Annotated in this window: 14 protein-coding genes; 10 read left to right on the forward strand and 4 right to left on the reverse strand. The window is 69.5% G+C overall.

What is annotated here, in order from left to right; genetic code table 11:
• The first annotated feature begins 100 nt into the window (after positions 1-100).
• Together OIE47_RS28380 and OIE47_RS28385 are read left to right on the forward strand one after the other, a co-directional pair.
• Complete coding sequence (locus tag OIE47_RS28380) at positions 101-1,693, forward strand: DHA2 family efflux MFS transporter permease subunit (protein WP_442792192.1); 1,593 nt, start codon at positions 101-103, stop codon at positions 1,691-1,693.
• 319 nt (positions 1,694-2,012) lie between these two features.
• Positions 2,013-2,666, forward strand: a complete 654-nt coding sequence (locus tag OIE47_RS28385) for a hypothetical protein (protein ID WP_326557570.1) — start codon at positions 2,013-2,015, stop codon at positions 2,664-2,666.
• Positions 2,667-2,688: 22 nt separating this feature from the next.
• Here the strand turns inward: OIE47_RS28385 and OIE47_RS28390 are convergent, their stop codons facing one another.
• Together OIE47_RS28390 and OIE47_RS28395 are read right to left on the reverse strand one after the other, a co-directional pair.
• Positions 2,689-3,090, reverse strand: coding sequence for a DUF2267 domain-containing protein (locus OIE47_RS28390; protein ID WP_326557571.1), 402 nt, complete (start codon positions 3,088-3,090; stop codon positions 2,689-2,691).
• Positions 3,091-3,264: 174 nt separating this feature from the next.
• Positions 3,265-4,026, reverse strand: coding sequence for a GntR family transcriptional regulator (locus OIE47_RS28395; RefSeq protein ID WP_326557572.1), 762 nt, complete (start codon positions 4,024-4,026; stop codon positions 3,265-3,267).
• 361 nt (positions 4,027-4,387) lie between these two features.
• Here OIE47_RS28395 and OIE47_RS28400 point away from each other — a divergent pair, with 361 nt between their 5' ends.
• From OIE47_RS28400 to OIE47_RS28430, 7 genes are all read left to right on the forward strand, one after another.
• Positions 4,388-5,635: an ABC transporter substrate-binding protein gene (locus tag OIE47_RS28400; protein ID WP_326557573.1), complete on the forward strand. Its 1,248-nt coding sequence runs from the start codon at positions 4,388-4,390 to the stop codon at positions 5,633-5,635.
• Complete coding sequence (locus tag OIE47_RS28405; protein WP_326557574.1) at positions 5,632-6,537, forward strand: carbohydrate ABC transporter permease; 906 nt, start codon at positions 5,632-5,634, stop codon at positions 6,535-6,537. The genes OIE47_RS28400 and OIE47_RS28405 overlap by 4 nt, the downstream gene beginning before the upstream one ends.
• The gene (locus OIE47_RS28410; protein ID WP_326557575.1) at positions 6,534-7,376 is read left to right on the forward strand and encodes a carbohydrate ABC transporter permease; all 843 of its coding nucleotides are present in this window, start codon (positions 6,534-6,536) and stop codon (positions 7,374-7,376) included. Before OIE47_RS28405 ends, OIE47_RS28410 begins: the two co-directional genes overlap by 4 nt.
• 33 nt (positions 7,377-7,409) lie before the next feature.
• Positions 7,410-8,615: a mandelate racemase/muconate lactonizing enzyme family protein gene (locus tag OIE47_RS28415; protein WP_326557576.1), complete on the forward strand. Its 1,206-nt coding sequence runs from the start codon at positions 7,410-7,412 to the stop codon at positions 8,613-8,615.
• A 4-nt stretch (positions 8,616-8,619) separates the two neighbouring features.
• Complete coding sequence (locus tag OIE47_RS28420; protein WP_326557577.1) at positions 8,620-9,585, forward strand: aldo/keto reductase; 966 nt, start codon at positions 8,620-8,622, stop codon at positions 9,583-9,585.
• Between the two features lie 47 nt (positions 9,586-9,632).
• Positions 9,633-10,667, forward strand: coding sequence for a Gfo/Idh/MocA family protein (locus OIE47_RS28425; RefSeq protein ID WP_326557578.1), 1,035 nt, complete (start codon positions 9,633-9,635; stop codon positions 10,665-10,667).
• Positions 10,668-10,801: 134 nt separating this feature from the next.
• The gene (locus OIE47_RS28430; RefSeq protein ID WP_326557579.1) at positions 10,802-11,848 is read left to right on the forward strand and encodes a polysaccharide deacetylase family protein; all 1,047 of its coding nucleotides are present in this window, start codon (positions 10,802-10,804) and stop codon (positions 11,846-11,848) included.
• Positions 11,849-11,867: 19 nt separating this feature from the next.
• On the opposite strand, the gene OIE47_RS28435 is transcribed toward OIE47_RS28430, so the two are convergent.
• The gene (locus OIE47_RS28435) at positions 11,868-12,320 is read right to left on the reverse strand and encodes an Lrp/AsnC family transcriptional regulator (protein ID WP_326557580.1); all 453 of its coding nucleotides are present in this window, start codon (positions 12,318-12,320) and stop codon (positions 11,868-11,870) included.
• Between the two features lie 111 nt (positions 12,321-12,431).
• Between OIE47_RS28435 and OIE47_RS28440 the strand changes: the two genes are divergently transcribed.
• Positions 12,432-13,085 carry a LysE family translocator gene (locus tag OIE47_RS28440; RefSeq protein WP_326557581.1) on the forward strand — a complete coding sequence of 218 codons (654 nt, stop codon included), beginning with the start codon at positions 12,432-12,434 and terminating at the stop codon, positions 13,083-13,085.
• A 43-nt stretch (positions 13,086-13,128) separates the two neighbouring features.
• On the opposite strand, the gene OIE47_RS28445 is transcribed toward OIE47_RS28440, so the two are convergent.
• Positions 13,129-14,148, reverse strand: coding sequence for an LLM class flavin-dependent oxidoreductase (locus tag OIE47_RS28445; RefSeq protein ID WP_326557582.1), 1,020 nt, complete (start codon positions 14,146-14,148; stop codon positions 13,129-13,131).
• Positions 14,149-14,344: the final 196 nt, after the last annotated feature.

The following is a 14,344-nucleotide window of genomic DNA, read 5'->3' on the forward strand; positions in this document are numbered from 1 at the left end:
CCTGCATACGGAGCCAGGCGACCGCACGACACCACGGCCCCCGGGCTCCGACAAGTTCATGCGGCCTGACATGCACTGGGTCGACCCCCCTACCGGCCAGCTGGACCTGGAGAGTCATGTGACGAATCAAGCCACAGCGGTGCCCGACAAACTCGACGCCGCAGTTCTCAAGATTGCCGGAGTGGTCGTGCTCGGCGCGATCATGTCGATCCTCGACATCACCGTCGTCAGCGTCGCGCTGCCCACCTTCCAGCGCGAGTTCGACGCCACGTACGCCGAGGTCGCCTGGACCATGACGGGCTACACCCTGGCCCTGGCCACGGTGATCCCGCTCAGCGGCTGGGCCGCCGACCGGTTCGGCACCAAACGGCTGTACATGCTCGCTCTGCTGCTGTTCACGCTCGGCTCCGTACTCTGCGCCACCGCCGACTCCATCGGCCAACTCATCGCCTACCGGGTGCTCCAGGGCCTCGGCGGCGGCATGCTCATGCCGATCGGTATGACGATCATGACCCGTGCGGCCGGCCCCGAACGTATCGGCCGGCTGATGGCGGTCCTCGGCATCCCGATGCTGCTCGGCCCGATCGGCGGACCGATTCTCGGCGGCTGGCTGATCGACGCGGCGAGCTGGCACTGGATCTTCCTGATCAACCTCCCGATCGGCGCGATCGCGCTCGTCTACGCCTTCTTCGCGCTGCCCAAGGACAACGCCGAACCGTCCGAGTCGTTCGACTTCGTCGGCATGCTGATGCTGTCGCCGGGCCTGGCGCTGTTCCTCTACGGCATATCGTCGCTGCCGGAGACCGGCACGATCGCCAGCACCAAGGTCTGGGCCACGATGCTGGCCGGCGCCATCCTGGTGATCGGCTTCGTGCTCTACTCGTTCAAGCCGCGCCATCCGCTGCTGGACCTGCGGCTGTTCCGTAACCGCAACCTGACGGTGGCGTCGGTGTCGCTGTTCGTGTTCATCATCGCGTTCATGGGTGCCGGACTGCTGTTCCCGAGCTACTTCCTCCAGGTACGCGGTGAGTCGACCCTGCACGCCGGTCTGCTGATGGCGCCACAGGGCATCGGCGCGATGCTGACCATGCCGATCGCCGGGGCCCTGTCCGACAAGATCCCGGTCGGCCGTACCGTGCCGTTCGCGTTGGTGCTCATCGCCGCCGGATTCTTCACCTTCACCCAGGTCGGTACGGACACCTCGTACCTGCTGCTGTGCGGTTCGCTGTTCGTGATGGGTCTGGGCATGGGCGGCACGATGATGCCGATCATGACCTCGGCCCTGCGTACGCTGACCAACCACGAGGTGGCGCGCGGGTCGACGCTGGTGAACATCCTCCAGCAGATCGGCAGCTCCATCGGTGCGGCGATCATGTCGGTGATCCTCACCAGCCAGCTCAACGGCTCGGACCCGATCCCCGGCCTGACCGACCCGCAAACCGGCAAGCCGATCACCGAGGCGGGCGCGGCGATCGCCAGCCAGCAGGGCGCGCAACTGCCGGTGGAGCCGTCGATCATCGAGCGTGGTCTGGCGTTCGTGGCCGACTCGTTCGCGACCACGTTCTGGGTCGGCTTCGCGCTGGTACTGGCGACGTTCATCCCGATCGCGTTCCTGCCCCGCAGGCGCGACACGAGCCGCCCGCAGAGCGACGCGAGCGACGGCGACCGCGCGGTGCCGGTGATGGTGCACTGAGGTCCGCCCCGGCAGCGGCCTGATCCGTTGCCGACGGAGACACCGGGTCGGAGCCCGTCCCCACACCGGGGGCGGGCTCCCGATTCTTGTGCGGGCCGCACGTTCGACCCGATCACGAATCGCCGGTTCATCCGACGTGGACTGACCTGCGCCGGTGCCGTACGGGTGGTTGCCCCCGACGACACTCGTTTCGCCTGCCCTGCGGGTCGCAATCGGACAGTGGGCGGGTCGCGTTTCTCGTACAGTGGTCGCCGTCGACGGGAGACGAGTCGTGGCAGAGACCGGCAACCACCCTGTACCACCGCCCCCGGTGCCGCCGGTGCGTACGCGATGGCACTCCGCGCCCTGGTGGGTAGGGGTGTCCGGTCTGTTCACCGTGGTGGGTGTCGTCGTGGCGGTGCTCGCTCTCGTCTACGTGCCGTCGGACAGTCCCACCGCGTCCCGGCCCGCGCCGACCGAGGCCGCGAGGCCGACCGGTCCCGGTCCGGCGACCCCCTCGACGTCCGGGCCGGCGAGCACCACCGCCCCCGCCGTCGCACCGTCCACCCCGTCGTATCTGGCCCCGGTGAACGAGGAGCTCAGGCTCGCCCCGCCGTCCGTGGGCTTGTCAACGTGGCTGGACGTGGACCAGCCGAGGGTGTTCGATGCGGCGAGCTACCAGGACGAGGTGGAGGCGAAGACGGCAGACCTGGAGTACACCTCCGATGGCGAGTTCTCCACCCTGTTCACCGGCGAGTTCGCGCGGGTGGGGTACGTGCCGGCCGGGGAGGTGACGGTCGACCAGTGCCTGGCCAAGGTGGAGTTGCAGCCACTGGGGCAGCACGAGACGGTGGAGGTCGGGCGCAACATCTGCGTCGTCTCCGCCCAGGGCACCGTGGCGTGGATTCGGGTCACTCGGTTCACCGAGCCGAGGCTGTACGACAATCCGACCCTGCTGGTGCGGGCGACCATCTGGAAACCCGCCGGCTCCTGACGTCCGCACCGGAGCGGGTCGCCTACCCGCTGAGCCCGGGGGTGTTCACCGGCTCTGTCATCTGGCGAATCCCGGTTGGGAGCTGCGACCGCATGTCGTCGAACTCGTAGTCCGGCACCGCCTCGCGCAGTGTGCTCAGCACCGCCGCCGCGCCGGGTGCGGCCTGCGTGTCGTCCAGGCCGGCGCGGTTGCCCACCCGTCGCAGGAACTCGGCGAGGTCGAACGGATCGGCGAACTCGCGGCTCGACGGTTTGCGCAGGGAGTCGGCCAGTCGGGTGGGGACCTTGTCGGCCAGGTCCTGCGACTCGCCCGCACTGATCCGGTCGGCCAGCGTCTGGAGTGTGGCGTAGGTGAGGGCGGTGGCCTGCTCGGTCGAATGACCCGTCCGTCGGGCGACGGTGGCGATGAAATCGTCGTACGTCACGTCGGAGCCTCCTCGTTCCACGGCGGGCACGGCCGGCCGGTCGTCCCGCTGACGCGGGCTTCCCCGACGATGGCCGACCAAACTGCGGTACGGGGGAGCCCGGTGGGGTGTACCCGCACCGGTTCCGGGTAGGCGTGGGTGACACGACGGTGGCGAGACCGCCGGTGGGGCCCGCTACTCGGTGGGCTGCTTGCGGTGTACGTCGACGAGGAACCGGCTGAGGTCGCCCCGGTGGAATCCGGCGAACCGTTCGAGTGGGACGCCGGAGTCGTCGAAGGCCAGGCTGCGCAGGATCAGCAGGGGAGCGCCGGGGAGAACCCGCAGCGCCTCCGCCATCGACTCGCTGGCAAGTCCCGCCTCGATCGACCGCCGTCCGGTCGCGAACTGGACGCCGTACTTGCGTTCCAGCAGGCCGTAGAGGGAGACGTTCGACAGGTCCTCGTCGAGCACGAACCGGCCGATGGACAGCGGAAGCTGGGTGATGGTCAGCGCCCACGGCTCCTCGTTGACCATCCGCAGTCGCTCGATCTCGACCACGGTGCTGCCGGGGGCGACTCCGAGTTCGGCGGCGACCGCGGCGCTGGCCGGTACGGTCTCCAGTCGCCGTACGGCTATCGACTGCTCGCCGCTGCGCCCCCGGACGTCCTCTTCGAACAGCCCGATCATCGCGTGGCCGAAGCCCTCGGACGTCTTGCGGTCGGCGACGAACGTCCCCCGGCCCTTGACGCGCGAGATGACCCCTTCGAACTCGAGTTCCTGGAGCGCCTGCCGGACGACCGTACGCGACACCCGGTACCGCTCGCACAGCTCGAAGTCGCCGGGCAGCCGGTCGCCCGGTTCCAGCCCACGCGCCGAGATGTCCTGGACTATCAGCAGCTTGAGCTGGTGATAGAACGGCAGCGCGGAGCCACGGTCGATGGCGGGAACAGGGTGCACGGTGACGACCATAGCTGCTCACCGTCGCGTTGACGTAGCCGCACGTCGCGACGTTCTGCGTCACACTCCCCGGCCGGTCGGACCGGGGCGGAGCCGGTCCGGGGTCCATGGAAGCGTCTGTAACCGGCAAATGGGGCTAACGGGATCATCGACGTGATCCGGGGATGGAAGGCGGCCCGAGACGGGAGCAAATCGCCCGTTAGAGCCCGTATTCTCGCCCGAATTCGTCGAGGCGGGGGCCACCATTTCTCGCTCGATTCGAAGGGTTGACATCCTGTACGTACAGGATGACACTGCTCGTCACGGCCGGCGCTTCGCCCCGCCTGCCGGGACTTTGCCTCTTGAGCAACGGAGCAGAGAGATGACCATTCGTCCACGCACAACGGCACTGCTCGCGGCGGTGGTCGTGGTGGTGCTCGCAGTTGTGGGTGTCATCGCGTACAACGCCACCCGGAGTTCCACCGACTCGTCCGACAACGTGACCTGGTGGGTTCCCGACTGGGACTGGGACGTCGCCACGACCCTGGTACAGAAGTTCGAGAGCGAGAACCCCTCGCTGCACGTCGAGATGGTGAAGACGACCGGTGCCACGGTCGCGAACAAGGTGTCCGTCGCGCTCGACGCCGGCAACGCACCGGATCTGATCACCGAGTCCATCGCCCGCACCAAGACCTACATCGACAAGGGGCAACTGGCCGATCTGACCAGCCTCTACGACGACAAGATGCCGGCGTCGGACTTCGCCCCCGGGCTGACCGAGACGCTCTCCGTCGACGGCAAGACGTACGCGGTGCCGTACCGGTGGGCGACGAACGCGCTCATCTACAACAAGGACCTGTTCGACAAGGCCGGCATCTCCGGTCCGCCCACCACCTGGGCGGAGTTCATCGAGGACGCCAAGAAGCTCACCACCTCGACCGTCGCCGGGACGGCGTGGCCGATGCAGGGCGACCCCAGCGACCTGACGCTGCGGTTCCTCGACTTCGCCCTGCAGAACGGCACGACGATCGAGAACGGTACGCCGAAGTTCACCCAGGACTCCGTCGAGCAGGCGTTGCAGCTCATGGGCAAGTCCGTCGTCGACGGGTACGCCACGAAGAGCTCGTTCGAGCTGGACAACACGGGCATCCGCGACCTGTTCCTCCAGGGTCGGGTCGGCATGTACCTGGGCGGTGTCTTCGACGCCGACACGGCGGCGACCCAGAAGTTCCCGGTCGCGACCGCCATCGCCCCCGGGCCGAGCGGACCCGGTGTCCAGGAGGGCGTCGGCTGGACCTACATCGTGCCGAGCAAGGCCAAGAACCTCGAGGGCGCGAAGACGCTCGCGTCCTTCCTCGGACGCCCGGAGAACATGGCGAGCCTCACCCTGACCTTCCCGGCGCGGGTGAGCGCGACCCAGGACGCCAAGTTCCAGACCGACGTCCGCAAGCCCTTCGGGGAGCAGCTCGCGAAGTACTCGATCCCCGCGCCGAACGACCCCCGGTGGACCGCGATGATCCCGTTCGTCCACGACACGATCCAGGAGATCGCGCTCGGATCGAAGAGCCCGCAGGAGGGGGCTGCCGCGATCATGGCCCAGGCCGAGAAGAACCTCGGCGGCGCCAAGTGAGCACGACCGACACGGTGCGTCGGACCAGCCGGCCGGGTTCACGCCCGGCCGGCCGGCCCGGCACGGGGGCGGCCCGCCGCGGCATCGCCCTCATGCTCCCGGCCGCCATCCTGATGGCAGTCCTGACGGTCGTCCCGGTCATCGCGGTCCTCCAGCGCGCCTTCTCCGACACCGAGGCGTTCAGCCGGCTGTTCGACGCGCCGAACTTCGGGCGCATCATGCTCAACACGCTCGTCTGGACGCTGGTGTCCGTCGTGGGCGCGGTCCTGATCGGGTACGCGGCCGCGCTGCTGCTGCGTTCGCCGTACCTGCGTCTCACCGGGGCGTGGCGCGGACTGTTCATGATTCCGTGGATCATTCCCGGTGTGGTCGGCGCGACCGTCTGGCGCTGGAGCCTGTCCAGCGACTACGGCCTGGTCAACCACTGGCTCATCCAGGCCAACGTGATCCAGCACCCGATCGCCTGGCTGTCCAATCCCGACGTGGTGCTCTACGCCGTGGCGATGATCCAGATCTGGACCACGGCACCGTTTGTCATGCTCATGGTCTCGGCCGCGCTGACCGGTATCCCGGCCGAACGGTACGAGGCGGCGCGGCTGGACGGGGCGTCCGGCTGGCAGATCTTCGCCTACATCGTCCTGCCGGCGATCCGTTCGACCACCTGGATCGCCGTCCTGACGCTGGTCACCTGGGCGCTCAACTCGTTCACGATCATCTGGGTCATGACGAGCGGCGGCCCGGCCGGTGCCTCGACCATCCTGCCGATCCAGCTGTACCAGGCGTTCCAGCGCGGCGACCAGTCGCTGGTCTCCGCGATCGCGGTGCTGCAGCTGGCGATCTGCGCCGTGTTCGTGGCGATCTACGCGCGAGCGATGCGGTCCGACCTGGAGGAGTTGTCATGACCCGGTCCTTCGCCCGGCGTCCGGTGCTCGCGGTGCTCACCTGGATCGCGCTCGCCGCCGTGCTGGTCTGGACGCTCTGGCCGATCGTCCTGATGATCTTCACGTCCTTCAAGCCCGGCAACGAGATCTTCGCGATCCCGCCGACGCTGACACCCAAACACTGGACGTTCGACAACTACACCAACGTCTTCACCCAGTCGTCGATGCCGCACGCCCTGGTGAACTCGATCATCGTGGGCCTGCTGGTCGCGGCGGCCACGCTGGTCTTCTGTTTCAGCGCCGGGTACGCGCTCGCGCGCTTCAAGTTCAAGGGCGCCCGCTCGGTCGCGCTGTTCATCCTCGTCGGGCAACTCGTACCGCTGAGTGTCCTGCTGCTCCCGCTGTACAAGATGGTCAACAAGCTGCAGTTGCTGGACACCACGATCGGGCTCGCGTTCGTCCACCTCACGATCACGGTGCCCCTGGTGACCTGGATGATCCGCAACCAGATCGCGGCGATCCCGATCTCCCTGGAGGAGGCCGCCGAGATCGACGGCGGCTCACGGTTCGACGCGGTGAGCTACGTGACGCTCCCGATCGCCGCCCCCGGGCTCGCCGCCGCCGGCATGTTCGCCTTCCTCCAGTCGTGGCACGAGTTCCTGTTCGCCTCGGTGTTCGCCACGTCGGAGTCCGCGCGGACCGCGCCGGTCGCCCTGACCGAGTTCGCGACCGAGTACCACGTCGACTGGGGGTCGACGATGGCGGCGTCGGTGGTGCTGACCGTACCCGTGGTCATCGTCTTCATCGCGTTGCAGCGGTACCTCATCGGCGGACTGACCAGCGGCGCGGTCAAGGGCTGAGCCCCCACCGCGCCTCGGAAGAGAGCACTGACTATGAAGATCCTTGACGTCCGCTGTGCCGTCATCGGGGCCAGTCCGATCGTCCGGGTGGTCACCGACGAGGGCATCGACGGTTTCGGCGAGATCGAGTACTCCAAGCCGGCGATCCACACCCTCGTCGGGCTCTACTCGGATGTCCTCGTCGGGCAGGACCCCACCGACGTCGAGCGGTGCATGCTCCGGATCCGCCGGTTCGGCGGCTTCAAGCCCTGGGGCGCCCTGGTCTCGGCGATCGAGATGGCGCTGTGGGACGTGGCCGGGAAGGCGGCCGGGCTCCCGGTCCACAAACTGCTCGGCGGCAAGGTCCGGGACCGGGTACGGGTCTACAACGGTGGCGTACGGCCGGTCCTGCGAGGTCACCAGCCGGAGGACTACGCGGAGTCGATGGCCGAGATGGCCGCCGCCCCGGAAGGCTTCACCCTGTTCAAGGAGGGTGTCGGGTTCCACGGCTTCATGGCGCCGAACGTGTCCGGGTTCTTCTACGGCGACCTGCGCGAGGGACCCAAGCACCCGAACCGCGGCATGCTGACCCGCAAGGGCATCGACCACGTCGTCGCCACGGTCCGGGCGATGACGGACGTACTCGGCGAGGGACGCGGCCTGGCCCTGGACATGGGGCCGGGCTTCACCGTCCCGGACGCCATCACGGTGCTGCGCGAGCTCGAACCGCTGCACATCGTCTGGGCGGAGGACCTGCTCAGCGGCGACGGCGTGCCCTGGGTCGACGCCGGCCAGTACCGCGAGGTGACCAGGGCGACGAGCGTCCGTACGCACACCGGTGAGCAGATCTACCTGCGCAACAACTACAAGGAACTGATCTCGACCCAGGCGGTACGGGTGATCGGCCCCGACCCCGGCGACGTCGGCGGTATCGCCGAGCTGAAGTGGGTCGCCGAGTACGCCGACCTGCACGGGATCCAGATCGCCCCGCACGGCGTCAGCAGCGGGCTGTTCGGGCTGGCGGCCCTGGTACAGGTGTGCGCGACGCTGCCGGACAACTTCATCGCGTTCGAGTACCCGGTGCCGACCGACGACTGGTGGTACTCGATCGTGAAGGGCCTGCCGGACCCGATAGTGGTCGACGGGTTCGTCACGGTCGGCTCCGCCCCCGGCCTGGGCATCGAGATCGACCGCGAGGCGGCACTGGCCCACATGGACCCCGCCGACCACCATTTCTTCGACTGGATCCCCCGGAGCTGAAACCATGCACAGTCCCGACCAGCACCTTCCGACCCGCCCGCTGGGCGCGACCGTTCTGGAGATCACCCCACTGACGATCGGTGGCGCGCCGCTCGGTTCGATGCCGGGCAACTTCGGCCGCGAGGTGCCGCCGGAGGCGGGGATCGACACGGCGTTGGCGGCGCTGATGGGGCCGGTACGCGCGCTCGACACGTCGGCCGCGTACAGCGCGGGGGAGTCGGAGCGCCGGATCGGCGCCGCGATCCGACGCGTCGGCGGGCTGCCCGACGGGTATCTCCTCTCCACGAAGATCGCCCGCGACCTCGCCTCCGGCACCTTCGACGCGGCACAGGCCCGGCGGTCGATCGCGGGGAGCCTGCAACGCCTCGGGCTCGACCGGGTCCCGCTGCTGTACCTGCACGACCCGGAGAAGAACGACTTCGACCAGCTCATGGAACCCGGCGGTCCCGTCGACGTGCTGCGGGAACTGCGCGATCGCGGTGTCGCCGGGTCGATCGGTGTCGCCGGCGGTGACCTCGCCACCATCGAGCGGTACGTCCGCACGGGCTACTTCGACGTCGTGCTCACGCACAACCGGTGGACGTTGGTGAACCGGTCCGCCGAGCCGCTCGTCGAACTCGCCGCCTCGATGGGGATGGGTGTGGTCAACGCCGCCGTGCTCGGCGGGGGGATCCTCGGCTCGGGTGCCGGCGGTTCGGGCCGGTACGCGTACCGGGAGGCACCGGCCGAATTGCTCGCCGCGATCGGCGAGATGGAAACGGCCTGCCGGGATCACGGTGTGCCGCTGGCCGCGGCGGCGATCCAGTTCTCCACCCGCGATCCGAGGATCGCCAGCACCATCATCGGCGCGTCGCGCCCCGAGCGGATCGACCAGGCGGTCGCGCTCGCGTCTGTCGCCGTACCGGATGGGCTCTGGGCCGACCTGGACCTCGTCGCGGCCCGCGTCGATCCGACCACCCTGCCCGCCTGACCGGCACCCGGACGTCCGGCATCATCACCGACCACGAGGAAACCGCCATGTCCCGCACCCCCGCGCAGCCGCTGCGTGTCCTGCTCTTCGGTTACGGCCTGGCCGGCCGGGTGTTCCACGGCCCGCTGCTCACCGCCGCCGGCGAGTACACCGTCGACGTCATCGTGACGTCCGATCCCGGCCGGGCCGACGCGGCGCGCGCCGACCATCCCGGTGCCCGGGTGGTGGCCGACGCCGACGAGGCGTTCGCGCTCGCCGGCGACTGCGACCTCGCCGTCGTCTGCACGCCCAACAACACCCACGTCGAGCTGGCCCGCCGCGCGCTCGACGCGGGCCTGCACGTGGTGGTCGACAAGCCGCTCGCGCTGACCGCCACCGAGGCGGAGGAACTCGTCGCGGCGGCCGACGCCGCCGGCCGCACCCTCACGGTGTTCCAGAACCGGCGCTGGGACGGCGACTTCCTCACCGTGCGCGAGGTCCTCGCCGCCGGTGAACTGGGCGACGTGTTCGCCTTCGAATCCGCCTTCGAGTGGTGGAAGCCCGAGGTGACCGAAGGCCGCAAGGATCGCACCGTGCTCGCCGACGGTGGAGGCATCCTCTACGACCTCGCGCCGCACCTCGTCGACCAGGCACTCCTGCTCTTCGGCCCGGTCCGGGCCGTGCACGCCGAGGTCGACGCCCGGCGGCCGGGCGCGGTGAACGACGACGACGTGCTCGTGTCGCTGGAGCACGAGAGCGGGGTCCGCAGCCGGCTGTGGATGAGCAGCGTGGCGGCCCGGGTCCGCCCCCGCTTCGTCCTGCGCGGGACCCGTGGCACCTACACGACCTTCGGTCTCGACCCGCAGGAGTCCCAGCTCGAGGAGGGTCTGCGACCCGGTGACGCCGACTTCGGGGTGGCGCCCCGCGAGCGGTGGGGTCGGATCGGGGCCGGCGCCGACCTGCGGGAGGTGCCGACCCGGCGCGGCTCCTACGAGTCGTACTACCCGGCGCTCGCCACCGCGCTGCGCACGGGTGCGCGGCCGCCGGTCGATCCGCGCGACAGCATCGCGGTGCTCCGGGTCATCGAGGCGGCACTGCGCTGACCGGCCGCGCCGGGACGGGTTCCACGCGCACTGACGGTACCAACGCCCCGAAGCCTGACTAATACGAACAGTCCCTGTTTCCGCCTGAAATCGTACGTACCCTGAGGTCGGGTACGGCGGACAAGGAGGCGGGCATGGTGTGGAGGCGTGGTGCCCGGCCGGCGGCCGGCCGGTACGGGCGCCGCCGGACCGGGCTGACCGGCCCGTCCAGCCTCCGTCTGATCATGATCCTCGGGCTGGTGGTCGGCTCGATGCTGGGCGGCGGGTACGTCCTCGCCCGGGTGCTCGGTACGCCCGGACCACCACGGGACCTGCTCGGCGCCTCCCCCGGGCCGACTCGCGACCTGCCCCGCACGACGCCCGGACGGACAGGCGACCCGTCCGGTATCCCGACCGCGCCGAGCCCGTCCGGTGCCGTCCCCGCCTCGCCGGTGCCCGACGGCCCTTCCGCCACACCCCGGACGTCGGTCATCCCCGGCCCGAACGCCTCGGCCGACCCCGGTCCGGACCCGCCGTTCGCCGATGACCGCCCACGACTGCCGATGGGAACCGACGGTCCGTACGGCAGCCGGCTCACCACCGGCTCGGGCTACGTGGCGCTCACCTTCGACGACGGGCCGAACCCGCAGTACACCCCACAGGTCCTCGCCGAGTTGGCGCGTCACCGGGTCAGGGCGACCTTCTGCCTGGTCGGTGAGTTGGTCGCGGCGTACCCGGAACTGGTCCGGTCGATCGCCGCCGCGGGCCACAGCCTGTGCAACCACTCCTGGTCCCACGACCCCGCACTGGGCAGACGGACGAAGGCGGCGATCCGGGCCGACCTGACCCGGACCAACGACGCGATCCGGGCCGCGGTGCCGGACGCGCGGATCGCCTACTACCGTCAGCCGTACGGATACTGGACGACCGCCGCGGTGTCGACCGCCTGGGAACTCGGCATGACCTCGGTGCACTGGGACGTGGATTCGAGGGACTACAACCGGCCGGGTGCCGGCAGTATCGCGTCGAACGTCACCGCCGGCGTCACCGCCGGTTCGATCGTGTTGATGCACGACGCGGGCGGTAACCGGCAACAGACGGTCGGCGGGCTGCGGACCATCCTGCCCAATCTGACGCGGCGTTTCGCGTTGGAGTCCCTGCCGACCGGGCCGCCCCGGGTCGACCCGGACCGCCCCGGCTGACCGGGATCGCGGGCGGCTCCTAGGTGGGTAGCGGCCGGTCGTCGACGACCTGCTTCATCACGAGCGTGGAGTTCAGCCGCTGGATGCCGGGGAGCACGGCGAGTGTGTCGTCCTCCAACTGCTGGTACGCGGCCAGGTCGGCGGTGACGATCCGGAGCAGGTAGTCGGGGTCGCCGAAGAGCCGCTGGGCCTGTACGACGTTGGGGATCCGGGCGACGGCCGCCTCGAAGCCCAGCAGGGTGTCACGGTCCTCCTGGCGCATGGTGACGAAGACGAGTGCCTGGAACGTGAGACCGACGGCGGTGGCGTCCACGATCGCCCGGTAGCCCCGGATCGCCCCGCTGCGCTCAAGCTCCCGCAACCGCCGGTGGCATGGCGAGATGCTCAACCCGATCCGGGTCGCCAGTTCCGTGATGGTCAGACGGCCATCCTCCTGGAGCAGCGCAAGGATTTTGCGGTCAAGGGCATCCATCGAGCAGATCCTTCCACAAACAGTCTCCGGAGGGGTCGAAGTTGGAAGCACCTTTGGGCAGTTCGTCGATATGGTTCTGGTAACCGCGAGTAGTCAACGGAGGGAGCGCCCATGGCCCCCGGTGCCGTGCTCGCCTTCTGGCTGGTCGCCCTCCTGCTGATCGTCGTACCGGGCGCGGACTGGGCCTTCACCATCGGTGCGGGCCTGCGTGGGCATTCGGTCCTGCTCGCGGTCGGTGGTCTGGTCGCCGGTTACGCCGTGGTCACCGTGGTTGTCGCCGCGGGAGTCGGCGCGTTGGTCGCCGGGTCACCGGCCGTCCTCACCGGACTGACCGTCGTCGGAGGCCTCTACCTGGTGTGGCACGGGGTGACGACGTTCGCCGGGCCCGCCGTCCCGAATGCCGCGCCCGGAGCCGTCCCGAATGTCGCGCTTGGAGCCGTGCCGGCGACGCCGGGCGGCACCGACTGGGGCACCTTCGCGCGGGGCGTCGGTGTGAGCGGGCTCAACCCGAAGGGACTGCTGATCTTCCTCGCCCTGCTGCCGCAGTTCACCGACCCGCACGGGCGCCTGCCGGTGGCCGGTCAGATCGGGGTGCTCGGGTTGGCCTTCATGGTGACCTGCGCCGTCTTCTACCTCGTCCTCGGCTCCCTCGCCCGGACGGTCCTGCACGCGCGCCCACTGGCCGCCCGTGCGGTCAGCCGTTTCTCGGGTGCCGCGATGGTCGTCGTCGGCGTCACCCTGTTCCTCGAGCACTTCCTCGACTAGCTGTACCGCGCTGTGAGGTTCGGGACGCGGCTGGTGCCGGGGATCAGCCGGTTTTCTGCCAGCCGAGTGCCGGGCCGAGCCGGGTGGCCATGTCGGTGAGGATCTGCACGTAGTCGTCGTGGTCGAAGGTGAACGGCAGGGCGAACGCGACCTCGTCGATCTCCCGGAACGCGGGGTGCCGGTAGAGCCGGTCGGCGATCTCGGCGGAGGTGCCGACGAGATCGGGTGCGAACATCATCCGCGCCGGCCCCTGCGGCGTGGCCGTACGCGGCATCCGCTTCTCCGCGTACGCCCGGTACTTGGTGCGTTGCTCCGGTGAGGCGCTGTCGGTGGGGATGACCACCAGTCCCTGGGAGACGCGGGCGCGCTCGCCGTCGGGGTGGTGGGCGCGGAACGTACGGATGTGGGAGAGCTGGATCTCGGCGAAGTCCTCGGACTCCTCCGCCTTCACCACGCTGCTGGTCAGGAAGTTCATCCCCTGCTCGCCGGCCCACTGGGCGGACCGCAGGCTCGCCCCGCCGTACCAGATCCGGTCGCCGAGTCCCGGGGCGTGGGGTTGGACCCGGTCGGAGAACACCTCGAAGCCCTCGACACCGTGGAAGTCGGTGGCCGGCTCGCCGCGTACGTGGCTCAGCAGTCGCCGTACGCGTTCGTAGCTGAAGTCCTCGGCGTCGGCGGTGTCCGGGTACAGCGCCGGCTTGACCTGGTCGTAGTGCATCGGGGGACCGACGCTGACGCCGGGATTGAGGCGACCCCCGGAGAGGATGTCGACCGTTGCCAGGTCTTCGGCCAGCCGGAGGGGGTTCTCCCAGCCCAGGGGTATGACGGCGGTGCCCAGTTCGATCCGGCTGGTGCGCTGCGACGCGGCGGCGAGCACGGCGACGGGGGAGGAGATGCCGTACTGGAGGTGGCGGTGGCGCAGCCACGCGCTGTCGAAGCCCAGTTCCTCACCCAGCTGGATGATCTCGAGGGTCGACTCGTGGCCCCGGCGGGGATCGGCCTCCTCGAACAGCCCGATGGTCAGGAAGCCCAGCTTTCGCAGGGGCTGCGAGGGCAGCGGCACAGGGTCCTCCATCGTCCGCGGCAGGTCCTGCCGAACGGCAGCACCGCCTGAGATTCTTGCAGGAGGCCGGCGTACGGATCTCCGTGATCCGGATCATGCGGCAGGCGAGGTTACGGCGATGTGTCCACCGCGTATCGAAGTCGTTCGTTGGATCCGGCTGTGACCCAACTCATAGCTCGTTCCGGATGCCGTTCCG

It is taken from the genome of Micromonospora sp. NBC_01796 (assembly GCF_035917455.1).
GTDB lineage: Bacteria > Actinomycetota > Actinomycetes > Mycobacteriales > Micromonosporaceae > Micromonospora_G.

What these genes read in the sequence shown, in the direction of transcription:
- OIE47_RS28400 (WP_326557573.1), top strand. Translation starts at nt 4,388, where the DNA reads ATGACCATTCGTCCACGCACAACGGCACTGCTCGCGGCGGTGGTCGTG.
- OIE47_RS28415 (WP_326557576.1), top strand. Translation starts at nt 7,410, where the DNA reads ATGAAGATCCTTGACGTCCGCTGTGCCGTCATCGGGGCCAGTCCGATC.
- OIE47_RS28435 (WP_326557580.1), bottom strand. Translation starts at nt 12,320, where the DNA reads ATGGATGCCCTTGACCGCAAAATCCTTGCGCTGCTCCAGGAGGATGGC.
- OIE47_RS28430 (WP_326557579.1), top strand. Translation starts at nt 10,802, where the DNA reads ATGGTGTGGAGGCGTGGTGCCCGGCCGGCGGCCGGCCGGTACGGGCGC.
- OIE47_RS28425 (WP_326557578.1), top strand. Translation starts at nt 9,633, where the DNA reads ATGTCCCGCACCCCCGCGCAGCCGCTGCGTGTCCTGCTCTTCGGTTAC.
- OIE47_RS28420 (WP_326557577.1), top strand. Translation starts at nt 8,620, where the DNA reads ATGCACAGTCCCGACCAGCACCTTCCGACCCGCCCGCTGGGCGCGACC.
- OIE47_RS28440 (WP_326557581.1), top strand. Translation starts at nt 12,432, where the DNA reads ATGGCCCCCGGTGCCGTGCTCGCCTTCTGGCTGGTCGCCCTCCTGCTG.
- OIE47_RS28410 (WP_326557575.1), top strand. Translation starts at nt 6,534, where the DNA reads ATGACCCGGTCCTTCGCCCGGCGTCCGGTGCTCGCGGTGCTCACCTGG.